The organism is Enterobacter sp. HK169 (genome assembly GCF_001719105.1).
Classification (GTDB): Bacteria; Pseudomonadota; Gammaproteobacteria; order Enterobacterales; family Enterobacteriaceae; genus Enterobacter; species Enterobacter asburiae_B.
Genome location: NZ_CP017087.1, coordinates 3,123,829 through 3,148,439 on the forward strand (window position 1 = coordinate 3,123,829; position 24,611 = coordinate 3,148,439).

Consider the following 24,611-nt stretch of genomic DNA (forward strand, 5'->3'; position numbering starts at 1 on the left):
TACGTAACGTCTTAATTACATTTGATTCTGGAATACGCGCCGAAAAATAGTTTGTCTGCGCATTATTTTGCGAGCCAGCGCACAGTTGTGCATTCTCTCAATAGCAGTGTGAAATAACGTAATTGAGCAACCCAAAATGTCTATTCACTATTACTCCTGTATCAACGACTCGCCGCATACCCTGATTATGGAGCTCAATATGCAAGCTTATTTCGACCAACTCGATCGTGTTCGTTACGAAGGCCCAAAAACGACCAATCCTTTAGCATTTCGTCACTACAACCCGGATGAGCTGGTGCTGGGTAAGCGCATGGAAGATCATCTGCGCTTTGCCGCCTGTTACTGGCATACCTTCTGCTGGAACGGCGCCGATATGTTCGGCGTGGGTTCCTTTGACCGCCCGTGGCAGCAGCCGGGTGAGGCCATTGAGCTGGCAAAGCGCAAAGCCGATGTGGCATTTGAGTTCTTCCACAAGCTAAACGTGCCGTACTACTGCTTCCATGACGTGGACGTGTCGCCGGAAGGGGCGTCGCTGAAAGAGTATCTGAACAATTTTGCGCAGATGGTGGATGTACTGGCGGCGAAACAGCAGCAAAGCGGCGTGAAGCTGCTCTGGGGCACGGCAAACTGCTTCACCAACCCACGCTACGGTGCGGGCGCGGCAACCAATCCGGATCCGGAAGTGTTTAGCTGGGCAGCCACGCAGGTGGTGACGGCAATGAACGCTACGCATCAGCTGGGTGGCGAGAACTATGTCCTGTGGGGTGGCCGTGAAGGTTATGAAACGCTGCTGAACACCGACCTGCGTCAGGAGCGCGAGCAGATTGGCCGCTTTATGCAGATGGTTGTCGACCATAAGCACAAAATCGGCTTCCGCGGCACGCTGCTGATCGAGCCGAAACCGCAGGAACCGACCAAGCATCAGTATGACTACGACGTGGCGACGGTGTATGGCTTCCTGACGCAGTTCGGTCTGGAAAAAGAGATCAAAGTGAACATTGAGGCCAACCACGCCACGCTGGCGGGCCACTCTTTCCATCACGAGATCGCGTCTGCCATTGCGCTGGGCATTTTCGGCTCTGTCGATGCGAACCGTGGCGATGCACAGCTGGGCTGGGACACCGATCAGTTCCCGAACAGCGTGGAAGAGAATGCCCTGGTGATGTACGAGATCGTCAAAGCGGGCGGTTTCACCACCGGCGGCCTGAACTTTGACGCCAAGGTGCGTCGTCAGAGCACCGACAAATACGATCTGTTCTACGGCCACATTGGCGCGATGGACACCATGGCGCTGGCGCTGAAAGTGGCGGCTCGTATGATTGAAGACGGCGAGCTGGATAAACGCGTAGCGAAGCGTTACAGCGGCTGGAACAGTGAGCTGGGCCAGCAAATCTTGAAAGGTCAGTTATCGCTGGCGGAAATTGCGAAGTACGCTGAACAACAGCAGCTGGCGCCGCAGCACCAGAGCGGGCACCAGGAACTGCTGGAAAATCTCGTAAACCACTATCTGTTTGATAAGTGATTGAGCTGAAGATGCACGTAGGCCCGGTAAGCGTTAGCGCCACCGGGCATTTCTGTTAAAGGAGTCACCGTAATGTATATCGGGATCGATCTTGGCACATCGGGTGTGAAAGCCATCCTGTTGAGCGAGCAGGGCGACGTGTTAGCAACGCAGACGGAAACGCTGCGGGTTTCACGTCCGCATCCGCTGTGGTCAGAACAGGATCCGGAGCAGTGGTGGCAGGCGACGGATCGCGCAATTAAAGCCTTAGGTGAGCAGCACAGCCTTCGTGACGTGAAAGCGCTGGGAATTGCCGGACAAATGCACGGCGCTACGCTGCTCGACAGCCAGCATCGCGTGCTGCGTCCAGCGATCCTCTGGAACGATGGCCGCTGTGCGGAAGAGTGCGCGCTTCTTGAGGAACGCGTGCCCAATTCCCGGGAGATTACCGGCAACCTGATGATGCCCGGCTTTACTGCGCCCAAATTGCTGTGGGTGCAGCGCCACGAACCGGAGATTTTCCGTCAGGTGGCGAAAGTCCTGCTGCCGAAAGACTATCTGCGTTTTCGCATAACGGGCGATTTCGCCAGCGACATGTCCGATGCCGCCGGCACCATGTGGCTCGACGTGGCGAAGCGCGACTGGAGCGAGGCGATGCTGGATGCATGCTATCTGACCCGGGAACATATGCCAGCGCTGTACGAAGGCTGTGAGGTGACAGGCGCGCTGCTGCCAGCCGTTGCTGAACGCTGGAATATGCCTGCCGTACCGGTGGTGGCCGGGGGCGGCGATAACGCGGCGGGCGCTGTCGGTGTCGGCATGGTTGAGGCGGGGCAGGCGATGCTGTCGCTGGGAACGTCCGGCGTCTATTTTGCCGTCAGCGACGGGTATCGCAGTAATCCAGAAAGCGCAGTGCACAGTTTCTGTCATGCCCTTCCCGGGAAATGGCATTTGATGTCGGTGATGCTCAGCGCGGCATCCTGCCTGGACTGGGCGGCAAAACTCACCGGCATGGCCGACGTTCCGGCGCTCATTTCCGCAGCCCAGCAGGCGGATGACGCTGCGGGTACCGTCTGGTTTTTACCGTATCTTTCCGGCGAGCGTACGCCGCACAACAACCCGGAAGCGAAAGGGGTGTTCTTTGGCTTAACCCATCAACATGGCCCGGCAGAACTGGCGCGTGCGGTTCTGGAAGGCGTGGGCTATGCGCTGGCCGACGGGATGGACGTGGTGCACGACTGCGGCCTGAAACCGACGAGCGTCACCCTGATTGGCGGCGGTGCGCGAAGCCCTTACTGGCGACAGATGCTGTCTGATATCAGCGGGTTGCAGCTGGATTTCCGCACCGGGGGGGACGTCGGGCCCGCGCTCGGTGCCGCGCGTCTGGCGCAGATAGCCATTCATCCGGAACAACCGCTTTCGCAATTGTTGCCGCAGCTTACGCTTGAACAGGCGCATTTGCCTGACGCGGCGCGCCATGCGCGGTACGCGGAGAGGCGCGACGTGTTCCGCAAAATCTACCAGCAGCTGCTGCCGCTGATGTCTTAAAACCGCTTGTCCGGGAGAGGCACGAGGATGTCCTTTTTTGGTCTGTGCGTGCCTTCATTTCCTTGCCAGTATGGTGTTACACCCACTGGCGAGGAGATTTATCATGTCACGCATTGCATTAATCAACATCGATACTCAGCAGTCCTTCCATCACCGCAATTACTGGCAGGAGGACGAAATTCCTGCCTTTCAGCAGGCGATGCTGGGGCTGATCGAAGGCTGCCAGGCGCGCAATATTCCGGTCGTTGATATTTTTCACGTGGATGAAGACGGTCCTTTCACCCTCGAAAGCGGCTATGTCAAACCGATGGCCTTTTTACGTCATCAGCCGGATGTGGTTTTCCAGAAACACGTCCATAATGCCTTTACGGATACCGGGCTTGACCGCTGGCTGCGCGAGCGTGATATCAACCAGCTGATTATCTGCGGCATTCGCACTGAACAATGCTGTGAAACCACCGCCCGGGTGGCATCCGATCTAGGTTATGCTGTGACCTTTGTTAGTGAGGCAACGCTGACGTTTCCCATGACGTACAAGGGGATAACCCTTAGCGCAGCGGAAATTCGCCATCGTACCGAGACGGTACTTTCCGGGCGTTTTGCCGAGATTAAAACGGTAGCGGAGACGCTGGAGTCACTGTAATGCGCATCGACGTCTGGTTCGTGATGTTGCCCGGGGTGCTGTCATTAGACATGACCGGCCCGGCAGAAACCTTTGTGCTGGCAGGCGACGCGTTTCGCCTGCATTACATTGGCCCGCAGCCTGACGTTCAGACGTCGATTGGCCTGACGATGAGCGGCATTCAGCCGCTGCCGGAGCGTCTGCCGGAAGGTAGTCTGCTGGTGCTGCCGGGTGTGAGCGACTCCCGCAGTCAGTTCTCAACGCCACAGGCGCAGCAGATCCAGCACTGGCTGATGCGTCTGCAGCCGCAGATCCAGCGCCAGGAAATCACCGTGATGTGCGTCTGCTCAGGGGCCTTACTGGCGGCGAAATCGGGCCTGCTGAACAACCGACAGTGCACGACCCATCATGACGTTATTAGCCGTTTACGCACCGCGGCCCCCACGGCGACGATTAAAGAAAACCGCATCTTTGTGCAGGATGAGAATATCTGGACCAGCGCGGGGATCACGTCAGGCATCGATCTGGCGCTGCACATGATTAACCGCCTGTGCGGCCCCGAAAAGGCGCTGACCGTAGCGCGTGAAATGGTGGTCTGGTTCCGCCGTTCCGGTGACGATCCCCAGCTCTCTCCGTGGCTACGCTATCGCAATCATCTTCACCCGGCGATTCATCGGGCGCAGGATGCGCTCACCGCCGAGCCGCAAAAAACGTGGAGCTTGCCTGACATTGCCGCACAGGCGCACGTCAGCCCACGTCATCTCACCCGGCTTTTCCAGTCACATTTAGGGATTAGCGTTCGCGATTATCTGGAACAGCTGCGTCTGGCGGTGGCGGAGCAGTGGCTATTACAGGGGCGCGGCGTGGAGCAGGCTTCACTGGCGGCGGGGTTTTCCTCCCCGCGGCAGTACCATCGCGCCCGGCAGCGAAGCATTAGCTGACGAAGCGGCGAGCGTCTATTTTTTGCAGCAGCATCGACAGCAGCAGGCTGATCGCCAGCGTGGCGGCAAAAATCCAGACGATATCCAGCACCGGCCAGCTTTTTAGCTCAACGCCTCTCGTGCGCAGCGAGTGGATCACCAGCGCGTGAAAACCGTAAATCCCGAGAGAGTGCCGCGAGATAAGACTCAGCACGGGCAGGGCGCGCGCGTTCAGGGTATTTTTGGCAAGCGTGAGCAGCGAAACGGCACAGATAAAGACCATCGGCCCGCAATAGAGATACCAGGTATCGGCAAAATTGCCGCGCCACTGCAGCTCGTGCAGCGTCCCGCGTGAAATCACCGCCACGCCAGCGATAAACAGCGCCCCGCAGAGCCAGTTCAGCCCGCGTTTTTGCGTGTCCATCATCCCGATGGCGCGCCCCAGCATGCCGTAAAGCACGTAGTAAAAAGTATCGCCGTTGATATAGAGATTGACCGGCAGCCACTCAAATCCGTCGATTTTCTGTAAGAGCGTATTCGGGTTGGCGACAATGCCGATAACCACCATCAGGGCTAGGAGCATTTTACCGCTGACGTTTTTTACCTGGATGAGCGGGGAGACCAGATAGATAACGATAATGGCGAAGAAGAACCACAGGTGATAGAACACCGGTTTTTGCAGCACGTATTTCAGCGATAGCCCGGCGTTAATGGAGGTGAACAGCGTGATATAGAGCAGGGCAACGGCGCTGTAGAACCCCAGGCAGGCCGCGATGCGGATGAAGTGCCGCGGCTGCGCGCTACGCTCGCCAAAAAAGAGAAAGCCGGAAATCATAAAGAACAGCGGCACGCTGACGCGTGACGCAGAGTTGAGAATATTGGCGATATCCCAGTTAACGGGGCTGATGCTGTGGGCATTCGTGACGTACCAGGTCGTCGTGTGGATCATGACCACCATCAGACACGCTATTCCTCGCAGGTTATCAATCCAGTTAATTTTTGACTGCATCAGTTCCTCGTATTCCCTGTAAATTGAGTGTGACTGCCATTGTCCAAAAGTCTTCGCTTGGAAAATTCTGAGTTTTATTCAGCAGGCTTGTAGGGAGGCCGCGAGATTCGCAGAATGCCGGACCGTAATCTATAAAAGCTTTGATACTAAAAATAACAGCCACTGACCAGGGCGGTAATAAAAATGATGATGAAGCGTGTGGCGTCACTCTTTCTGCTGTTCATCCTGGCGGGATGCAGCGCGCCGCAAGAAGCACCTGTGCAAAAAGCGCAGCAGGGTAAAATGAGCCCGGAACGTTCACTGGATATGGAAGCGCTCTGTAAAGATCGGGCCGCTCGCCGCTATAACTCGGACGTACAGAAAATTGATGTCACCGGGTTTGAGCGTTTTCAGGGAAGCTATGAGCTGCGGGGACATACGTCGCGCAAAGAGGGCTTTGTCTGCTCGTTTGATGCGGACGGTCAGTTTTTACACCTCTCCATGCGCTAGCCTGCTCGTATAATCAACAGCCAGACGCCGTCAGCGTTCTGGCCGGAAGGCTTATTTCCCCAATTTTCCCTAAACAACCCCGTTTCGTACTGTATATCTTGCAGCCAGCGGGTATACTGGTCCCTTCCATTTAAAACCACACGTATCCAGCACGAAATACTATGCAAAAGTTTGATACCAAGACCTTCCAGGGCCTGATCCTGACCTTACAGGATTACTGGGCTCGTCAGGGCTGTACCATTGTTCAACCTTTGGACATGGAAGTCGGCGCCGGCACTTCACACCCGATGACCAGCCTGCGCGCGTTGGGGCCAGAGCCAATGGCGACCGCGTATGTGCAGCCTTCCCGTCGTCCGACCGATGGTCGTTACGGTGAAAACCCGAACCGTCTGCAGCATTACTATCAGTTCCAGGTGGTGATTAAGCCATCACCAGACAACATTCAGGAACTGTACCTCGGGTCGCTGAAAGAGCTGGGTATGGATCCAACCATCCACGACATTCGTTTCGTGGAAGATAACTGGGAAAACCCAACGCTGGGTGCCTGGGGTCTGGGTTGGGAAGTGTGGCTGAACGGCATGGAAGTGACCCAGTTCACTTACTTCCAGCAGGTTGGCGGTCTGGAATGTAAGCCAATCACCGGTGAAATCACTTACGGTCTGGAACGTCTGGCGATGTACATTCAGGGCGTAGACAGCGTTTACGACCTGGTCTGGAGCGACGGCCCGCTGGGTAAAACCACCTACGGCGACGTGTTCCATCAGAACGAAGTGGAGCAATCCACCTATAACTTCGAATACGCGGATGTGGACTTCCTGTTCACCTGCTTCGAGCAGTATGAGAAAGAAGCGCAGCAGCTGCTGGCGCTGGAAACTCCGCTGCCGCTGCCTGCTTACGAGCGTATTCTGAAGGCCGCCCACAGCTTCAACCTGCTGGACGCCCGCAAAGCCATCTCCGTGACTGAACGTCAGCGCTACATTCTGCGTATTCGTACCCTGACCAAAGCCGTTGCAGAAGCTTACTATGCGTCCCGTGAAGCCCTTGGCTTCCCGATGTGCAACCGAAACAAATAAGAGGCGGCCATGTCTGAGAAAACTTTCCTGGTGGAAATCGGCACCGAAGAGCTGCCACCAAAAGCCCTGCGCAGCCTGGCTGAATCTTTCGCTGCGAACGTGACCGCCGAGCTGGATAACGCTGGCCTGGCACACGGTAAAATTGAGTGGTTTGCTGCACCGCGCCGTCTGGCGCTGAAAGTGGCAAATCTGGCGGCGTCTCAGCCGGATCGTGAAGTCGAAAAACGTGGCCCGGCGATTGCCCAGGCGTTTGACGCGGAAGGCAAGCCGAGCAAAGCGGCTGAAGGCTGGGCGCGCGGCTGCGGGATCACCGTTGATCAGGCCGAGCGTCTGACCACGGATAAAGGCGAGTGGCTGCTGTACCGTGCGCACGTGAAAGGCGAAAGCGCGGAAGCGCTGCTGCCGGACATGATTGCGACTTCTCTGGCGAAGCTGCCGATTCCTAAGCTGATGCGCTGGGGCGCCTCTGACGTGCACTTCGTGCGTCCGGTGCACACCGTGACCCTGCTGCTGGGCGATACCGTTATCCCGGCGACCATTCTGGGCGTGGCGTCCGATCGCGTGATCCGCGGCCACCGCTTTATGGGTGAGCCAGAGTTCACCATCGACAATGCCGACCAGTATCCGCAGATCCTGCTGGAGCGCGGTAAGGTCATTGCCGACTACGAACAGCGTAAAGCCAAAATCAAAGCGGACGCGGAAGACGCGGCGCGCAAGATTGGCGGTAACGCAGACCTGAGCGACAGCCTGCTGGAAGAAGTCACCTCTCTGGTTGAATGGCCAGTTGTGCTGACGGCGAAGTTCGAAGAGAAATTCCTGGCCGTTCCGGCTGAAGCGCTGGTATACACCATGAAGGGTGACCAGAAGTACTTCCCGGTCTATGCCAACGACGGCAAGCTGCTGCCAAACTTCATCTTCGTGGCGAACATCGAATCGAAAGATCCGATCCAGATTATCTCCGGTAACGAGAAAGTGGTGCGTCCACGTCTGGCAGATGCGGAGTTCTTCTTCAATACCGACCGTAAAAAGCGTCTGGAAGATCATCTCCCGCGCCTGCAGACCGTGCTGTTCCAGCAGCAGCTGGGTACGCTGCGCGACAAGACCGACCGCATTGCGGAGCTGTCCGGCTGGATTGCCCGTGAAATCGGTGCAGACGTCAACCACGCGACGCGTGCAGGCCTGCTGTCCAAGTGCGACCTGATGACTAACATGGTGTTCGAATTTACCGACACCCAGGGCGTGATGGGCATGCACTACGCGCGTCACGATGGCGAAGCGGAAGACGTGGCCGTCGCCCTGAACGAGCAGTATCAGCCGCGCTTTGCGGGTGACGAACTGCCGTCCAACCCGGTTGCATGTGCCGTCGCAATTGCCGATAAGATGGACACCCTGGCGGGTATCTTTGGTATCGGTCAGCATCCGAAAGGCGACAAAGATCCGTTTGCGCTGCGTCGTGCTGCGCTGGGCGTGCTGCGTATTATCGTTGAGAAGAACCTGAACCTCGATCTGCAGACCCTGACCGAAGAAGCGGTGCGTCTGTACGGTGACAAGCTGACCAACGCGAAGGTTGTGGATGACGTGATCGACTTTATGCTCGGTCGTTTCCGCGCATGGTATCAGGACGAAGGTTACACCGTTGACACCATTCAGGCGGTGCTGGCGCGTCGTCCAACCCGTCCGGCTGATTTCGATGCGCGTATGAAGGCGGTTTCCCACTTCCGTACGCTGGAAGCGGCATCTGCCCTGGCCGCGGCCAACAAGCGCGTATCCAACATTCTGGCGAAATCCGACGAGACGCTGAACGAGCGTGTGAACGCCGCAACCCTGAAAGAGCCGGAAGAGATCGCTCTGGCGATGCAGGTTGTGGTGCTGCGCGACAAGCTCGAGCCGTACTTCGCGGAAGGTCGCTACCAGGAAGCGCTGGTGGAGCTGGCCGAGCTGCGTGACGTTATCGACGCCTTCTTCGAGAAAGTGATGGTGAACGTAGAAGATAAAGAACTGCGTATTAACCGTCTCTCCATGCTCGAGAAACTTCGCGAGCTGTTCCTGCGCGTAGCGGATATTTCGCTGCTGCAGTGATGTGCCGCTGTTACACATGCTAAAAACCCGCTTCGGCGGGTTTTTTTATGGGTCTTTTGTAGGCCGGATAAGCGCAGCGCCATCCGGCAGGTTTAGCCGATCGCGATTGTGCCTTCGTCTGTCTGCAGCCAGCGCGGTGCCTTCAGCGTATCGGCAAAGTAGCTGACCAGCTCGCACAGCAAATCTTCCATCACGATTTCAGATTGTCGCGGCAGTGAGCCGTTCATCAGCATCTGCGTAAGCTCCTGACAGTAGCGCCCCAGCTGATCGCATTCGGGTTCGAAAGCCGGAACGCGTGACGGGAGTTCCTTCACGGTCAGGCTGGCTTTTAAAGCGTCCGGAACAGGTTCCAGAAGCGTGGGTTGCAGAAGATTCAGACAGGCATAAAGTCTGCCGTAAAGCGCCATTTTTGGGGCGGGTTCTTCGCAATCTACCAGTGCGTCGGTAAAACGTTCGCAGTTATCCGCCAGTTCGGTGAAGTCGGTGGCATGGTTGAAGGGCAGGGTGATTAAAGAGTTAATCAATGACATAAAATAACCTCAGTGAGTGGTATATCTTCCGCCACGGGAGGTTCCAGGCTCGCTGGTGGCGGAACCGAACAAGGTTGGAACGACTGGCCTCACTGACACCAGCGCGCTTTGCAGCGCCCCTGTCCGGCCCGCCATTGAGATGCAACAGGCCGTACGACACAGAGCCTGTGTCGCCAGTGAAGTGATTCAGGGTTCCAATCCCGGCACCTGATTTTGCAGGTGCGAAGAGAACTTACTGCTCATCAAAACAGGCGGCAACAGTTTTGAGCTATGTCGCTGAGGATATTACCATTTCTGGAAAGAGGCTCGCAAAATTACCGTAATGAGAAGCATACTGCGGGTAGAGGTTTTACAGCGACGCCATGGCGGTGGCGATTGAGCCGCCCTGGCACGTTCACAGGCCATGTCGTTACAGAGTAGCAAGGAACAACCCCCACAGCCGTATGTTCCCCCTCACCCCAGCCCTCTCCCTCAAGGGAGAGGGGGCCGTCTGTGCAGGCAATATTTGGTGGGGATCCCTCAGCCCAAAGGGGGAGGGAGTGTAAGTCGATCAAAATTTAACCTTGAAACCTTCAACACATTACCGCTATCCTTAACGCGTTAACTTTCTCGCGCTGGAGCGCCCCCCAAAAATGAACAAACACGACTGATGAATTTCGATCCTTGCTAAACGCCACCGCGTCGGCAGGGGATGTTTTGATTTCATTCAGGAGTGCTTATGGCTCATTTTGCGCAGTCCCCTTCTTTTATTTTGCATCAGGTCACCTGTCAGTTTCCGACGGGCGATACCCTTTTTGGTCCGCTGAATCTCACGCTGGAACCCGCCCTGTGCGCGCTGGTTGGCCGCAACGGCAGCGGGAAAACGCGTCTGCTGCGTCTGCTGGCGGGGCTGGACGAATCGGCTTCCGGTCATATTGAACGCTTTGGCTCGCATGCCTGGGTGGCGCAGCAGCACCTCATTTCGCCGCAGACGACGCTTGCTGAACTGCTCGGGTATGACGCTATTTTTGCGGCGCGTAAGCGCATCGACAGCGGCGATTATCAGCCTGACGATCTGGACACGCTCGACGGCCGCTGGGATGTCGCCGAGCGTCTGAGCGAGGCGTTTATCAATGCGAATCTCCCGCCGTTTGACCCGGATAAACCCGCCGGTGAGCTCAGCGGCGGCGAGCGCATTCGCGCCCTGCTGTGCGGGGCGTTTACGGCTGAAGCGGATTTCATGCTGCTGGACGAACCCACTAACCATCTGGACCGACAGGGCCGGGCGTGGTTCTACGACCAGCTCAGCCGTTTTCAGGGCGGCGTGCTGGTGGCTTCCCATGACCGTGAGTTACTGGCTCAGGTACCGCGTATCCTTGAACTGAGCGCCTCGGGCCTGCGCAGCTACGGCGGGAATTATACGGATTATCAAACCCAGCGCGATGCCGAACAGCAGGCGGCCCGCGCGGCGCTGGAACATGCGGCAACCGAGCGCAAACGCACTCGGGTACGCATGCAAAAAGAGCATGATGACAGCCAGCGGCGTTCGGCAAAGACATTGCGCACCGTCGATACCCTGAATATCGCATCGTTCGAGCGGGTCAAATATAAAGGCGCGGCAAAGGAGCGGATCGGCTCCTGGAAAAAACAGCACAGCGAGCAAAATGAAGCCCTCAACGCCTCGGTAAAAAAGGCGCGTGAACGCGTTGAAGAAGATAACCCAGTAATGTTCACCCTGCCGGGGAATCAGATCCCGGACGGGAAGCAGGTGCTGGTGCTGGAGGATCTGGTGCTGCCGCATGTGCCTGTTCCTCCGCTCAACTGGCGGATGGACGGACCGATGCGCGTGGCGTTAAAGGGACCGAATGGCTGCGGAAAATCGACGCTGTTAAAAATCCTCCTCGGCGAGATTGCCCCCCGTTCGGGTACCTGTAAGGTTTCCGTCAGCTGCGCTTATCTCGACCAGCATCTCTCCCGGCTCGATCTTTCGCAGTCGGTCATGACGCATCTCAACCTGAGTCATACGCCTCTGGAAGAGGGGGTATTGCGAACCCGTCTGGCGCAGCTTCAACTGGGTGCCGACAAAGTCACGCTCCCGCTGGCGGAGCTCAGCGGCGGCGAGCGTCTTAAGGCCGCCCTGGCCTGCGTGCTGTGGCGCGCGGAGGCTACGCAGCTTCTGCTGCTGGATGAACCGACCAACCATCTGGATTTGGCCTCGGTCCAGGCCATTGAAGCGGCGCTGGCCGGTTTCCCTGGGGCTTTGCTGGTGGTATCACACGATGAGGCTTTTCTAAGAGGCTTAACGTTAACGCATGAATGGGTGTGGGAAGAGGCGGGCTGGCGTTGCGAGAGCCTTTAAAACACAAGCCCCCGCAAAGGCGGGGGCATTCAATCTTCACTACGCTATCTGTTTGCTGAGTGCAGGGTTGGCCTGAATCAGGCGCATCAGCCTTAACTCGGTTGGGGTGGGTTTCTCACGTTTTGACTCCCACTCCTGCACCATAGCCACGCTGACACCCATCGCTCTGGCGAATTCTTCCGTTTTCAGTCCTGTCCCTTTGCGCAATTGCTCATATTCTGTAAAGGGATTGGATTTTTGTTGCAGGGTAATCGCCTGCGGTACGTCTTTAAAAATGATCTGTTCCAGACTGCTCAGCAGTTCAAACTCAGGATCTTTATATTCCATTGAGGACTCCTCTTAAATCTCACATCGTGATCAAGAACATCAGAGAGCCAGTTAAGAATAGTCCCTAATACGAACTCAGGATCGTCACGGGTGTGATTAATCGTGCGGTAACGATCGCTTTACCCGATTTAGCGATATGGATAGTTATGCTAATTACCTGATTAGTCATATGTCGGCTTCGGCAGGTATTTTTTTGTAAATGGTAAGAAATAAATCGGCAATAGCCGTTTTGCATGAAAAGAGTATCTTGCAAGGCTGACCTGGACTATCCTTGTCAGCGTCGGGCACGCGTGTGCCGGTGTGCGCTTTTTTGGGTGAAAGGAGTAATAAAATGGCGACAGGAAAGTCCTGCTCTCGCTGGTTTGCGCCTATTGCGGCGTTGTTGATGGTTGTTAGCCTGAGTGGGTGTTTTGATAAAGAAGGCGATCAGCGCAAAGCGTTTATCGATTTTCTGCAGAATACAGTGATGCGCAGCGGCGAGCGGTTGCCGACGCTGACTGCGGATCAGAAAAAACAGTTTGGCCCCTTCGTGTCCGATTACGCCATTCTTTATGGTTATTCACAGCAGGTGAGCCAGGCGATGGATTCCGGTATCCGTCCGGTAGTGGATAGCGTGAACGCCATTCGCGTTCCGCAGGATTATATGACGCAGCGTGAACCGCTTCGCCAGTCCAACGGTGCGCTTGGCGTACTGAGCCAGCAGTTGCAGAATGCGAAAATGCAGGCTGACGCGTCACGTTCTGCGCTGAAGCAGGGTGACGATCTCAAACCTGTCTTCGACAAAGTGTATGAGAAAGTGGTGACGAAACCGTCTGAAGCGCTGCAACCGCTGATTCCGGCCGCGCAAATCTTCACGCAGCAGCTGGTGCAGGTGGGCGACTTTATTGCCCAGCAGGATACTCAGGTGAGCTTTGTTGCCAACGGCATTCAGTTCCCGACCTCGCAGCAGGCAAGCCAGTACAATACGCTGATTGGGCCGCTGGCCTCCCAGCATCAGGCCTTTAGCCAGGCCTGGAGTGCCGCAGTCACGGCCACAGAATAAACCGAAAAAACCCCGTCTCTGGCGGGGTTTTTTTTATGCTTATCGAAAATAACGCTTGTCATTCTTCTACCACATCGGTATAACTATCCCCGTCGGTTTGTTACACAGACCTAAAGCAGTTTAGTAAAGCAGTCCAGATTGTTATCCATAGATACCCTTCGTTGTGACCCTTCCTTCATCGCTTAAAAATCTGTAACGCAATCCATCAAGCCGGAAGGCTCAATATATTTGTTAATAAGGTAATTTCTATGTCTGCTAAAATGACTGGTCTGGTAAAATGGTTCAACGCTGATAAAGGTTTCGGCTTCATCACTCCTGACGATGGCTCAAAAGACGTGTTCGTACACTTCTCTGCTATTCAGAACGATGGCTACAAATCTCTGGACGAAGGTCAGAAAGTGTCCTTCACCATCGAAAGCGGCGCTAAAGGCCCAGCAGCTGGTAACGTTGTAAGCCTGTAAGCTTCCAACCCAGTAGCACTAAATTCAAAAACCCGCCTTCTGGCGGGTTTTTTCGTTTCTATCGTTTCACCTGCGGGTTCACGCAGTTTATCTCCACCTTTCCGCTTAGGGCGGCGATGAGATTATCGACCGCAGTGGCCGCCATGTTGTAGCGCGTCTCATGGGTGGCGGAGCCGATGTGGGGCAGGGCGACGACGTTTGGCATTGTCAGCAGCGGGGAGTCCACCGGCAGCGGCTCCTGTTCAAACACGTCCAGACCTGCGGCATGGATTTCACCGTTCTGCAGGGCTTCAATCAGCGCCTTCTCATCTACCACCGGGCCACGACCCGCGTTGATGAAAATGGCGGATTTCTTCATTTTTTCAAATGCGGATTTGCCAATCAGATGACGCGTTTCGTCCGTCAGCGGCAGAACCAGACAAACAAAATCGGCTTCCTGCAGCAGAGTATCCAGCTCGCAGTAGCGGGCGTTGAAGCGTTCTTCGGCTTCACTGTGATGACGGCGCGCGTTATACAGAATCGGCATGTTAAAACCAAAATGCGCGCGCTGCGCCAGTGCCAGCCCAATGCGCCCCATGCCAACAATGCCCAGCGTTTTGCCGTTAACGTCCACGCCGAACCAGTCCGGTCCAATGCTTTTTGTCCATTCGCCCGCTTTCACGCGCTCGGCCACTTCCACCACGCGACGGGCCGTGGTGAGTACCAGCGCCATCAGCGTATCGGCCACGGTTTCCGTCAGGGCATGGGGGGTGTGCATCAGCAGGATCTTGCGGGCGTTCAGGGCATCCACATCGAAATTGTCGTAACCCACGGAAACGGTAGAGGTAGCACGAAGCTTCGGCATTTTCTCCAGCAGGGCGACATCCACTTTCTCGCTTGAACCCAGCAGGCCTTCGGCGCTGGCGAACGCTTCGGCGTGCTGCGCCACGGTTTCCGGGCTCAGGTTCTTCACCAGCGTGACGGTGAAGTGTTCTTCAAGGCGTTTCTGCAGATCTTCCGGCAGTGCTTTGTACAAAATGACGGACGGCTTCATGCTAATCTCCGTTGATTTTTAAGGGTTCAGGCGTGGCGTGCGCCGACAGGGTGTTGTTGATTATTAGCAGGCTTAACAATCAGAGTAAGCCACACGGAGGCGAAAAGCGCCACCCCCATAAAGATGTACGATGCGGACGGGCTGCCGGTGGCACCGTTCAGGTAGCCGACGAACCAGGAGCCGCAGAACGACCCTAGCGCACCCATACTGTTAATTAATGCCATCGCGCCACCCGCGACGTTACGCGGCAGCATTTCCGGGATGATGGCAAAGAACGGACCGTACGGGGCATACATGGCGGCACCGGCGACCACCAGCAGGGTATAAGAGGCCCAGAAGTGATTTGCACCCACGGCCCACGAGCCGATAAAGGCAAAAGCAGCGATCAGCAGCAGCGGCCAGACAAACAATTTTCGGTTCTGCAGCTTGTCCGACGCCCAGGAGACGACGATCATGGCGATGGTCGCGGCCAGGTATGGTACGGAAGAGAGCCAGCCCACTTCTACCATGCCGAGGTTTTCGCCGCCGCTGCGGATAATCGACGGCAGCCACAGCACAAAGCCGTACACGCCAATGCTCCAGGTAAAGTACTGCGCGCAGAGCAGGATCACGTTACGCGAGCGGAAGGCTTCACCGTAGTTGCGTACCGCCTTCAGACCTTGCTGTTCTTTATCCAGCTGCGCCTGCAGCGCCGCTTTTTCATCTTCGGAAAGCCATTTCGCCTGGGCAGGTTTATCTTTTACCAGCACCCACCAGCAGAATGCCCAGATCACTGCCGGGACCCCTTCGATAATAAACATCTCGCGCCAGCCGAAGGACTGGATCAGGTAGCCAGACACCACCGACATCCACAGCACCGTCACCGGGTTACCGAGGATCAGGAAGGTATTCGCGCGCGAGCGTTCAGATTTGGTAAACCAGTTACTGATGTAGATCAGCATCGCCGGCATGACCGCCGCCTCAACGACGCCGAGGATAAAGCGAATGGCGGCCAGGGCAGGAATATTGTTCACCACGCCGGTCAGTGACGCGCAGGCGCCCCACAGGATCAGACAGACGAAGATCAGCTTACGCACGCTGCGGCGTTCCGCGTAAATCGCGCCGGGGATCTGGAAGAAGAAGTAGCCCAGGAAGAAAAGGGCTCCCAGCAGGGAGGAGATACCTTTGGTTATGCCAAGGTCCTCTGTGATCCCCGCCGCGGACGCGAAGCTGAAGTTGGCACGGTCAAGGTACGCCAGGCTGTACGTGATAAACACGATTGGCATGATGTACCACCAGCGTTTTACTGCATTGGTCGAACTGTTCATAGGCTTGCCTCTGTTGTTGAGGTTGTTACCGCCGTTGTCTGTAGGGTACACGGTGGCTTGTTTTGCTGAGTGCGATTTATGCCCCTCACCCCGACCCTCTCCCCAAAGGGAGAGGGAGCAAGTCATTCCCTCGCCCCTCTGGGGAGAGGGTTAGGGTGAGGGGGATGTTTATTCGTTAAGCTCTGCTCGCGTGGGTAATCCTTCGCTGTCGCCCTGCACCTGAATGGCCAGCGAGCCAATCTTGTTGCCCCGCGCCACGGCATGCGGCAGCGTTTTGCCTTCCAGCAGGGCGCTAATCACGCCCACGGCAAAACCGTCGCCCGCGCCGACGGTGTCGACCACGTTCTCAACCTTGACCGCCGCGACCGCGCCCTGTTCGCCGTCGGCCGTCTTAAACCATGCGCCATCGGCGCCGGTCTTCAGCACCACCGCTTTTACTCCTTTATTCAGGTAGAAATCGGCAATGCCCTCCGGTGTGCTTTCGCCGGTCAGGATCATCCCTTCTTTCAGGCCCGGCAGAACCCAGTCCGCTCTGAACGCCAGACGGTTGAGCTTCTCGACCATTTCCGCTTCGCTTTTCCACAGCACCGGGCGCAGGTTCGGATCGAAAGAGATCGTTTTTCCCTGGGCTTTCAGAGTGGCTGCCGCGTGATCCAGCAGTTCATACGAGCTGGCAGACAGCGCTGCCGCCACGCCGCTGAGGTGCAGATGGCGCGCGGAGGCGAAATAGTCGGCGTGGTAATCCGCCACTGAGAGGTGGCTTGCGGCCGATCCCTTACGGAAATACTCAACGATGGGATCGGTTCCATTTTCGACCTTTGATTTAAGCTGAAAGCCGGTAGGGAAGCGTGCATCAAGGGTGACGCCCGCGGCATCAATCCCCTCTTTTTTCAGCGAGTCGAGAACGAAATGGCCAAAGCTATCGTCCCCCACGCGGCTGACCCAGCCCACGTTCAGGCCGAGACGCGCCAGGCCGGTTGCGACGTTCAGCTCTGCGCCCGCCACGCGTTTGATAAAGTGCTCTACCGCGCTCAGCTCGCCCGTTTCGGTGGCGACAAACATCGCCATGGCCTCGCCGATCGTGATGACATCCAGCGTCTTGTGCATGGCTTACTCCTCGCGCAGCAGGTTGACGTAATGGCGGGTAACGGCGGTTAAATCCGTCCCTTCCAGCGGGAACTCGATACCGCGCGGGGCATCGGCAGGCAGCTGGCCAAGCAGATCCAGCCAGCGCGCATCAGCGTGGTCCGGCGCCACGGCGCGGAAGTTATCTTTATGCGGCACGGCGGCTTTCACGTGGATATAGCTCACCGCAGGGGCCAGATTACGCGCGGCCTCTTCGGGGGAATCACCGACCCACAGCCAGTTGCCCATGTCGAAGGTCAGCGTGACGGGTAAGGCCATTTCCCGACAGGCGGCCTGGAAGCGCTGCATCGGCGCGAGCTGTCCGCAGTCGGTCTGATCGTTCTCCACGACCAGCGCCATGCCGCTTGCGTTCAGCAGGGTACGCAGGGCGTCGAGAGGCTGCGCGTCGCGGAAATGGCCCAGGGAAACCTTCAGCCACAGGGCGTTCAGGGTGCTGGCCTCAGAGAGATAGCGGGTCAGATCCGGGTTGAGGGTGCCGTCGGGCATAAACAGGGCGGCGGGGGCGGAGTAGCACGCCAGCAGGCCGAGCAGCTCAATAGATTCTCCCAGCGCAGGCAGCGCCAGCAGCTCTTCGCTGCTGAACAGTTCCCGGCGGATCTCCACGCCGTCTGCCCCTGCGCCTGCAATAACGGGAAGCATCGCCCGCTGACCGCCTGCCTGTCGCACCTGTTCCGCACCGTACGCGGCGGTGACCACCATAATTTTCCTGCCCATCTTCGGACTCCATCGCAACATAACAATACTATTACGCTAGATGGAACCGGTTCCAAAGAAAAGGTCAGGATGTCGAATTTATGATCGGTATCACAAGGGAAAATTAACGCGCCGTGGAGCCGCGAACGATCAGCTCGCCGGAGAAGACCTGCTCGCGAACGGCATCGCTGGTGCCTTCAATGCGGCGAACCACTTGTTCAACAGCAGCATAGCCAATCTGCCAGGTGGGCTGTTTGAGTGTCGTAATGCCGACGCCCGCCAGTTCCGCCCACTCCAGTTCATCAAACCCCAGCAGACCGATATCGCTGCCCCAGTGCAGGCCAATGCGCTTGAGCGAGCGGGCGACCTGAAGCGTCAGCGCCCCGTTTGCGGAGATAACGGCTTTGCGCATCCCGCGATGGCGCGTGTGGAACTGGCGCAGGGTGTTATCAAGTTGGTCGGCTTCGTGAAGCGGCGTTTCGGCATTTTCGGCGATCACGCCGGGATATCGCTCCAGCGTGGCGCGAAATGCGCTCAGGCGCTCGCGACGGGTATTGACCATCCCTAACGGTTCACTCAGAAACAGAATGGCCTCGAAGCCCTGTTCGATCAGATGCTCGGTGGCGGTCGTGGCGGCCTGAGTGTTATCCAGCCCGACCACATCGCAGGCAAATTCCGGGATTTTACGGTCGATGAGGACCATGGGCAGGGAGGACTGCTGCAGGCGGTTTAAACCCTCTTCCCGCATGCCCACCGCGTTCACCACAATCCCTTCGACCTGGTAGCTGCGCAGCAGATCGAGGTAATGCAGCTCCTGGTCGACTTCGTTGTTGGTATTACAGACCAGCGGCGTGAACCCCTTCTCGCGACAGGCGGCTTCAATACCGCTGAGGACGTTAACGGAATAGGGGTTGGTGATATCGGCGATGATAAGCCCGATAAGGCGGGTGCGGCCGCGTTTGAGCCCGCGCGCCATGAGGCTGGGACGGTAGTCGAGATCGGCAATGGCCTGTTCAATACGCGCCAGCAATGCGTCGGACAGCAGGTGTTTCTCGCCGTTAAGGTAGCGCGAAATGCTGGTTTTACCGGTTTTGGCGGCTTTCGCCACGTCGCTAATGGTGGCCCGGGCTGGTTTGCTCATCGCTGATTTCCCTGAATTTAGTGAGAATACCTTAACGGGAAAATCAGACGAATCAAGTAATTTGCCCGGTGGCGCTGCGCTTACCGGAGGGTGCGGTCTGGTGCCCTCACCCCAACCCTCTCCCACGGGAGAGGGTGCAACCACTAAAAACGGCAACGAGCGTTGCCGTTTTGCTTTTACCTACTGAATTGGGCTTAACGTAATCTCAACGCGGCGGTTCTGCGCTTTGCCTTCCGCCGTGCTGTTGCTGGCGATAGGGTTGGCAGGGCCCATGCCGCTGGTGCGGATGCGGTTGGCTTCAACGCCCTGGGTAATCAGCGAGCTGGCTACGGCATCGGCGCGCTGCTGGGACAGACGCATGTTCAGATCCTGGCTGCCGGTGCTGTCGGTGTAGCCCATCACGTTCACGGCGGTCTTGTTGTACTCTTTCAGCACCATCGCCACGCCGGTGAGCGTGTTCGCGCCCGCGGGTTTCAGCGTTGCGCTGCTGCTGTCGAAGGTCACGTTGTTCGGCATATTCAGGATGATGTTATCGCCGCTGCGCGTCACGCTCACGCCGGTTCCCTTCATTTTGTCGCGCAGCTTCGCTTCCTGCACGTCCATGTAATAGCCGACGCCGCCACCCAGCGCCGCGCCCGCCGCTGCGCCAATCAGCGCGCCTTTACCGCGGTCTTTCTTGGAGGAGGAGAGCGCCCCCACGCCTGCGCCGACCAGCGAGCCGATACCCGCGCCAATGCCGGATTTACCCGCTTCACGCTCACCGGTGTAAGGGTTAGTTGTGCAGCCAGAAACAGCCAGTGCACCGCTCACCAGAGCGGCAATAACGAGTACGCGTTTTTTCATCTTCTTTCCTTAATCCTTTTTATTCTTTGCCACGGCGAGCGTGGCAGTTGATTATGACGTCCAGATACGGAGAAAATTCCGGGTATAACTCTGAAATTTGTGACAAACCATAAACTGCCTCAGAAAGAAGGCCGTAAACCTGCACGCAACCAGGAGCGCACGCTTGAGCACCTCAACGAAAACCATTCTGACCGCCGCCCACTGGGGGCCGATGCTGGTCGAAACCGATGGCGAAAATGTTCTGTCGTCCCGCGGGGCACTGCCAACCCAACATCCCAACTCGTTACAGACCGTCGTTCGCGATCAGGTGCACAGCAAAACGCGCGTGCGCTGGCCGATGGTGCGTAAAGGTTTTCTGGCCTCGCCGGATAAACCGCAGGGGATCCGCGGTCAGGATGAGTTTGTTCGCGTGAGCTGGGATGACGCGCTGGCGCTGATCCACGCCCAGCATAAGCGCATTCGCGACACTTACGGTCCGTCGTCCATTTTTGCCGGCTCCTACGGCTGGCGTTCTAACGGCGTGCTGCACAAGGCCTCGACGCTGCTGCAGCGCTACATGAGCCTGGCGGGAGGCTATACCGGCCATCTGGGGGATTACTCCACCGGCGCGGCGCAGGCGATCATGCCGTACGTCGTAGGGGGGAACGAAGTGTACCAGCAGCAGACCAGCTGGCCGCTGGTGCTGGCGCATACCGACGTGGTGGTGCTCTGGAGCGCCAACCCGCTCAATACGCTGAAAATTGCCTGGAATGCCAGCGACGAGCAGGGCATTGGGTATTTCGACGCGCTGCGCAAAAGCGGCAAGCGCATCATCTGCATTGACCCGATGCGTTCTGAAACCATGGATTTCTTCGGCGACAGCGCCGAGTGGATTGCCCCCCATATGGGGACCGACGTGGCGATGATGCTGGGGATCGCCCATACGCTGGTAGAAAACGGCTGGCACGATGTTGAATTCCTGACGCGCTGTACCACCGGCTTCGATAAATTCGCCGACTACCTGACGGGCCAATCCGATGGGGTGGCGAAAACGGCAGCGTGGGCGGCAGATATTTGCGGCGTTCCTGCGGAGAAAATCCGCGAACTGGCGGCGTTGTTCCATAAAAATACCACGATGTTAATGTCCGGCTGGGGAATGCAGCGTCAACAGTTTGGCGAGCAAAAACACTGGATGCTGGTAACGCTTGCCGCAATGCTTGGGCAGATCGGCACGCCGGGCGGGGGTTTTGGTCTCTCCTATCACTTTGCAAACGGCGGTAACCCGACGCGTAAAGCGGCGGTGCTGGCGTCTCTGCAAGGCTCGGTGCAGGGCGGCGTCGATGCCGTGGATAAAATACCGGTGGCGCGTATTGTTGAAGCCCTGGAAAACCCGGGCGGTTTCTATCAGCACAACGGTCTGGACCGCCACTTCCCGGACATTAAATTTGTCTGGTGGGCGGGCGGGTCGAACTTCACGCACCATCAGGATACCAACCGCCTGATCCGCGCCTGGCAGAAGCCGGAGCTGGTGGTGATTTCCGAGTGCTTCTGGACCGGCTCGGCTAAGCATGCAGATATTGTCCTGCCAGCGACCACCTCGTTTGAGCGTAACGATCTCACTATGACCGGCGACTACAGCAACCAGCATATGGTCCCGATGAAGCGCGTAGTGGCCCCGCGAGACGAAGCGCGTGATGATTTTGACGTGTTTGCTGAACTGAGCGAGCTGTGGGAAGCGGGCGGTCGCGAGCGTTTTACCGAAGGGAAAAGCGATCTGCAATGGCTGGAAACCTTCTACCAGATTGCCGGCCAGCGTGGCGCGGCGCAGGGCGTGACGCTTCCGCCATTTGCCGAATTCTGGGAAGCGAACCAGATCGTCGAGATGCCGGAGAGCGAACAGAACGCGAAGTTTGTCCGTTTTGCCGATTTCCGCCGCGACCCGGAGAGCCACCCGCTGAAAACCGAGAGCGGAAAGATCGTGATTTATAGTGAGCGCATCGCCAGCTTTGGCTATGCCGATTGCCCGCCACACCCTATGTGGCTCGAGCCGGACGAGTGGCACGGCAACGCCCAGCCGGAACAGCTGCAGGTGTTGTCAGCGCATCCCGCGCACCGCCTGCACAGCCAGCTTAACTATACGTCTCTGCGCGAGCAGTATGCGGTCGCCGGGCGAGAGCCGGTCACGCTGAATACCCTCGATGCGAAAGCCCGGGGGATTACGGACGGCGACGTGGTGCGCGTCTGGAACTCGCGCGGGCAGGTGCTGGCAGGGGCGGTGGTGAGCGACGGAATTAAACCGGGCGTGATCTGCATTCATCAGGGCGCATGGCCCGACCTTGAGCCCGCCGAGGGAGGGATCTGTAAAAACGGGGCGGTTAACGTGCTGACCAAAGATCTCCCCAGCTCGAAGCTGGGGAATGGCTGCGCAGGGAACACGGCGCTGGCCTGGGTAGAAAAATATCAGGGACCCGAGCTTACCTTAACGGCGTTTGATCCGCCTGCCAGCTCATGATCCACGTCGGGTGCTGGGTATCATCCTGCCAGGCGCTGTCTTCAATGCGAAAGCCCTGAGCATGGTAGAAATTCACCGCCCGCACATTTTTCTGATATACCTCCAGGGTTAAATGCGGGAAGCGCTGTTGAACATGGTTCAGCAGCGCGCGCCCGATGCCTTTCCCGATGCATGACGGTGCGACAAACAGCGCGCCGACAAACTGAGACTGCATCACGCTGATAAATCCGTATGGCTCGCCATCCTGTTCCCAGACCCAGGTTTCCGCCGACGGCAGGTAAACGTCCCGCACCATGGCCTCGTTCTCTTTCCAGTAACCCGGCTCGATAAACGGATGCGCTTCCGTGGTGCTTTCAAGCCACAGGCTCAGAAGCGGCGCGGTATTCTCACTTTGCCATTTGCGGATCATGATGGCCTCCCGGATGACAGAAGCAGCCGGTAACGTGGTCGTTGACCAGGCCACAGGCCTGCATAAAGGCGTAGCAGATGGTGGAGCCGACAAACTTAAAGCCGCGTTTTTTCAGGGCCTTCGAGAGGGCATCCGAGGCCGGGGTAGAGGCCGGGATTTCCGCGAGCGTGGCGGCCTGTGTGACCAGCGGATCGTTGTTCACAAACGTCCAGACAAAATCTGAAAACGATTCGCCGTTTTGTTCCATCGCCAGGTAAGCGCGTGCGTTGCCGATGATGGCCTGGATCTTACCGCGATGGCGGATGATGCCGGCGTCCTGCACCAGCCGTTCCACATCCTCATCAGTCATGGCGGCGACGGCGACAGGATCGAACTGGTGGAAGGCGTTACGGTAGTTTTCGCGTTTCTTCAGTACCGTAATCCATGACAACCCCGCCTGCTGGCCCTCGAGGCAGATCATCTCAAAGAGTTTTTTGCCATCCGTTTCCGGCACGCCCCATTCCCGATCGTGATAGTCGATATAAAGCTGATCCTGGCTCACCCAACCGCAACGTTCCATCCGTCATCTCCCTTATTGATACTGATTTCGCAAAATTTTCATTCTGACTGGCTTGACGTGTTTACTATAAAGACAATAGTTAATACAAGGGTTATAAGCTCTTCCTGAATAACGACAAATATCGCCGAATTCGGCTCTCTCTGGGGTCGCGTTGATGATGATAAAAAAAATCAGTGGTCGCCATGCTGCTTCTGGCCTGGTGGGGATTTCAGCCTGCCTGTTTTTTTGTAATACAGCGTCTGCCTGGCAACAGGAATATATCGTTTCAGACGCCCAAAATAATACGGCGGAACGCTATACATGGGACGCGGATCACCAACCGCGTTATGAGGATATTCTGGCTGAGCGTATTCAGTCTTCGCAAAACGCGCCGGGTCTTGCCCTGAATATACCGTCTGGCAGCACGCCGGAGGGGACGATGAGCGTGGGCTGGAATTTTCCGGTTTCAGCGCGTGTCACCACCGGCCCGGTGGTGGCGTGGCGATACGACGGCACGGCTCCCATGATGATCAACGAGTTTGGTGATAGCGCGTCGACGCAGGCAATCACCGACCCGCTCTGGCATGCCAGCGTCAGCACGCTGGGGTGGCGCGTGAATACCCAGTACGGCGATCTTCGTCCGTGGGCGCAGATTAGCTATAACCAGCAGTTTGGTGAAAACCAGTGGAAATCGCAGTTTGGCATGCCGCAAACGCCAGCCCCTGCCCAAAACGGTAGCTGGATGGACGTCACCGTGGGAACGGATATTCCTTTTAATACGCACGTCGCGGCCTATGCGTCGCTGGCTCAGGGGGAGCACACCACCACCGGTGAGGAGTTTTTATACACCCTCGGCGTTAGCGCAAATTTCTAGAGTTGTTACTTTTTTAAACGTTACGATAACATCTCGAATACAACAACCACGGGCGTTACAGCGATAGCGGATACTAACACGCTGTCGCTTTATGCCCGGGCCAGGCCATTCATTCCCGTTTCCAGGCATTTCATTCCGTTCCGCCTGCATTTCATGCCGTTTTACCCCAGGCGTATTAAGGTTTTGTTTATCGTTGT

The 24,611-nt window shown here is 57.1% G+C and carries 23 protein-coding genes; 12 read left to right on the forward strand and 11 right to left on the reverse strand.

Annotated elements, in window-relative coordinates:
• Positions 1-199: 199 nt before the first annotated feature.
• From xylA to EnteroDNA1_RS14815, 4 genes are all read left to right on the forward strand, one after another.
• Positions 200-1,522, forward strand: coding sequence for a xylose isomerase (gene xylA / locus EnteroDNA1_RS14800; RefSeq protein ID WP_134211163.1), 1,323 nt, complete (start codon positions 200-202; stop codon positions 1,520-1,522).
• Between the two features lie 72 nt (positions 1,523-1,594).
• Complete coding sequence (gene xylB / locus EnteroDNA1_RS14805) at positions 1,595-3,049, forward strand: xylulokinase (protein ID WP_069303495.1); 1,455 nt, start codon at positions 1,595-1,597, stop codon at positions 3,047-3,049.
• A gap of 103 nt (positions 3,050-3,152) precedes the next feature.
• Complete coding sequence (locus tag EnteroDNA1_RS14810) at positions 3,153-3,692, forward strand: isochorismatase family protein (protein ID WP_069303496.1); 540 nt, start codon at positions 3,153-3,155, stop codon at positions 3,690-3,692.
• A complete protein-coding gene (locus EnteroDNA1_RS14815; RefSeq protein ID WP_069303497.1) occupies positions 3,692-4,612 on the forward strand; it encodes a GlxA family transcriptional regulator in 921 nt (306 codons plus the stop codon). Before EnteroDNA1_RS14810 ends, EnteroDNA1_RS14815 begins: the two co-directional genes overlap by 1 nt.
• Here EnteroDNA1_RS14815 and EnteroDNA1_RS14820 read toward each other — a convergent pair.
• Complete coding sequence (locus EnteroDNA1_RS14820; RefSeq protein ID WP_069303498.1) at positions 4,605-5,600, reverse strand: acyltransferase; 996 nt, start codon at positions 5,598-5,600, stop codon at positions 4,605-4,607. The genes EnteroDNA1_RS14815 and EnteroDNA1_RS14820 overlap by 8 nt on opposite strands.
• A gap of 183 nt (positions 5,601-5,783) precedes the next feature.
• Between EnteroDNA1_RS14820 and EnteroDNA1_RS14825 the strand changes: the two genes are divergently transcribed.
• The 3 genes from EnteroDNA1_RS14825 to glyS all read left to right on the forward strand — a co-directional run bounded on the left by EnteroDNA1_RS14825 (position 5,784) and on the right by glyS (position 9,241).
• Positions 5,784-6,089, forward strand: a complete 306-nt coding sequence (locus EnteroDNA1_RS14825) for a YsaB family lipoprotein (RefSeq protein ID WP_032661816.1) — start codon at positions 5,784-5,786, stop codon at positions 6,087-6,089.
• Positions 6,090-6,250: 161 nt separating this feature from the next.
• Positions 6,251-7,162, forward strand: a complete 912-nt coding sequence (glyQ, locus tag EnteroDNA1_RS14830) for a glycine--tRNA ligase subunit alpha (protein WP_003860141.1) — start codon at positions 6,251-6,253, stop codon at positions 7,160-7,162.
• A gap of 9 nt (positions 7,163-7,171) precedes the next feature.
• Positions 7,172-9,241, forward strand: a complete 2,070-nt coding sequence (gene glyS / locus EnteroDNA1_RS14835) for a glycine--tRNA ligase subunit beta (RefSeq protein WP_033147004.1) — start codon at positions 7,172-7,174, stop codon at positions 9,239-9,241.
• Positions 9,242-9,333: 92 nt separating this feature from the next.
• Here glyS and EnteroDNA1_RS14840 read toward each other — a convergent pair whose 3' ends face one another.
• Positions 9,334-9,771 (reverse strand): hypothetical protein, encoded by a 438-nt coding sequence (locus EnteroDNA1_RS14840; protein ID WP_064673788.1) that lies wholly within the window; start codon positions 9,769-9,771, stop codon positions 9,334-9,336.
• A gap of 718 nt (positions 9,772-10,489) precedes the next feature.
• Here EnteroDNA1_RS14840 and EnteroDNA1_RS14845 point away from each other — a divergent pair.
• Positions 10,490-12,109 (forward strand): ABC-F family ATP-binding cassette domain-containing protein, encoded by a 1,620-nt coding sequence (locus EnteroDNA1_RS14845; protein WP_069303499.1) that lies wholly within the window; start codon positions 10,490-10,492, stop codon positions 12,107-12,109.
• 39 nt (positions 12,110-12,148) lie between these two features.
• Here the strand turns inward: EnteroDNA1_RS14845 and EnteroDNA1_RS14850 are convergent, their stop codons facing one another.
• Positions 12,149-12,436: an HTH-type transcriptional regulator gene (locus EnteroDNA1_RS14850; RefSeq protein WP_029740975.1), complete on the reverse strand. Its 288-nt coding sequence runs from the start codon at positions 12,434-12,436 to the stop codon at positions 12,149-12,151.
• 331 nt (positions 12,437-12,767) lie between these two features.
• Between EnteroDNA1_RS14850 and EnteroDNA1_RS14860 the strand changes: the two genes are divergently transcribed.
• Positions 12,768-13,478 carry a DUF3053 domain-containing protein gene (locus EnteroDNA1_RS14860; protein WP_023309949.1) on the forward strand — a complete coding sequence of 237 codons (711 nt, stop codon included), beginning with the start codon at positions 12,768-12,770 and terminating at the stop codon, positions 13,476-13,478.
• A 248-nt stretch (positions 13,479-13,726) separates the two neighbouring features.
• The gene (cspE, locus tag EnteroDNA1_RS14865) at positions 13,727-13,939 is read left to right on the forward strand and encodes a transcription antiterminator/RNA stability regulator CspE (protein ID WP_003860775.1); all 213 of its coding nucleotides are present in this window, start codon (positions 13,727-13,729) and stop codon (positions 13,937-13,939) included.
• Positions 13,940-13,997: 58 nt separating this feature from the next.
• Here the strand turns inward: cspE and ghrB are convergent, their stop codons facing one another.
• The 6 genes from ghrB to EnteroDNA1_RS14895 form a co-directional block, all read right to left on the reverse strand.
• Positions 13,998-14,972 carry a glyoxylate/hydroxypyruvate reductase GhrB gene (gene ghrB, locus EnteroDNA1_RS14870; RefSeq protein WP_069303501.1) on the reverse strand — a complete coding sequence of 325 codons (975 nt, stop codon included), beginning with the start codon at positions 14,970-14,972 and terminating at the stop codon, positions 13,998-14,000.
• Positions 14,973-14,998: 26 nt separating this feature from the next.
• Complete coding sequence (locus tag EnteroDNA1_RS14875; RefSeq protein WP_023309951.1) at positions 14,999-16,279, reverse strand: MFS transporter; 1,281 nt, start codon at positions 16,277-16,279, stop codon at positions 14,999-15,001.
• A gap of 168 nt (positions 16,280-16,447) precedes the next feature.
• The gene (locus EnteroDNA1_RS14880; RefSeq protein ID WP_069303502.1) at positions 16,448-17,386 is read right to left on the reverse strand and encodes a sugar kinase; all 939 of its coding nucleotides are present in this window, start codon (positions 17,384-17,386) and stop codon (positions 16,448-16,450) included.
• Positions 17,387-17,389: 3 nt separating this feature from the next.
• Complete coding sequence (locus tag EnteroDNA1_RS14885; RefSeq protein WP_064673783.1) at positions 17,390-18,139, reverse strand: sugar phosphate isomerase/epimerase family protein; 750 nt, start codon at positions 18,137-18,139, stop codon at positions 17,390-17,392.
• Between the two features lie 103 nt (positions 18,140-18,242).
• A complete protein-coding gene (locus EnteroDNA1_RS14890) occupies positions 18,243-19,259 on the reverse strand; it encodes a LacI family DNA-binding transcriptional regulator (protein ID WP_039261180.1) in 1,017 nt (338 codons plus the stop codon).
• 180 nt (positions 19,260-19,439) lie between these two features.
• Positions 19,440-20,102, reverse strand: a complete 663-nt coding sequence (locus tag EnteroDNA1_RS14895) for an OmpA family lipoprotein (RefSeq protein WP_024909080.1) — start codon at positions 20,100-20,102, stop codon at positions 19,440-19,442.
• Positions 20,103-20,313: 211 nt separating this feature from the next.
• On the opposite strand from EnteroDNA1_RS14895, the gene EnteroDNA1_RS14900 reads away from it, so the two are divergent.
• Positions 20,314-22,593, forward strand: a complete 2,280-nt coding sequence (locus EnteroDNA1_RS14900; protein WP_069303930.1) for a molybdopterin guanine dinucleotide-containing S/N-oxide reductase — start codon at positions 20,314-20,316, stop codon at positions 22,591-22,593.
• Here EnteroDNA1_RS14900 and EnteroDNA1_RS14905 read toward each other — a convergent pair.
• Together EnteroDNA1_RS14905 and tag are read right to left on the reverse strand one after the other, a co-directional pair.
• Positions 22,556-23,002, reverse strand: a complete 447-nt coding sequence (locus tag EnteroDNA1_RS14905; RefSeq protein ID WP_032661790.1) for an N-acetyltransferase — start codon at positions 23,000-23,002, stop codon at positions 22,556-22,558. The genes EnteroDNA1_RS14900 and EnteroDNA1_RS14905 overlap by 38 nt on opposite strands.
• Complete coding sequence (tag, locus tag EnteroDNA1_RS14910; RefSeq protein WP_069303503.1) at positions 22,980-23,561, reverse strand: DNA-3-methyladenine glycosylase I; 582 nt, start codon at positions 23,559-23,561, stop codon at positions 22,980-22,982. Before tag ends, EnteroDNA1_RS14905 begins: the two co-directional genes overlap by 23 nt.
• A gap of 154 nt (positions 23,562-23,715) precedes the next feature.
• Here tag and EnteroDNA1_RS14915 point away from each other — a divergent pair, with 154 nt between their 5' ends.
• Positions 23,716-24,414, forward strand: coding sequence for an autotransporter domain-containing protein (locus EnteroDNA1_RS14915; RefSeq protein WP_069303504.1), 699 nt, complete (start codon positions 23,716-23,718; stop codon positions 24,412-24,414).
• Positions 24,415-24,611 lie beyond the last annotated feature (197 nt).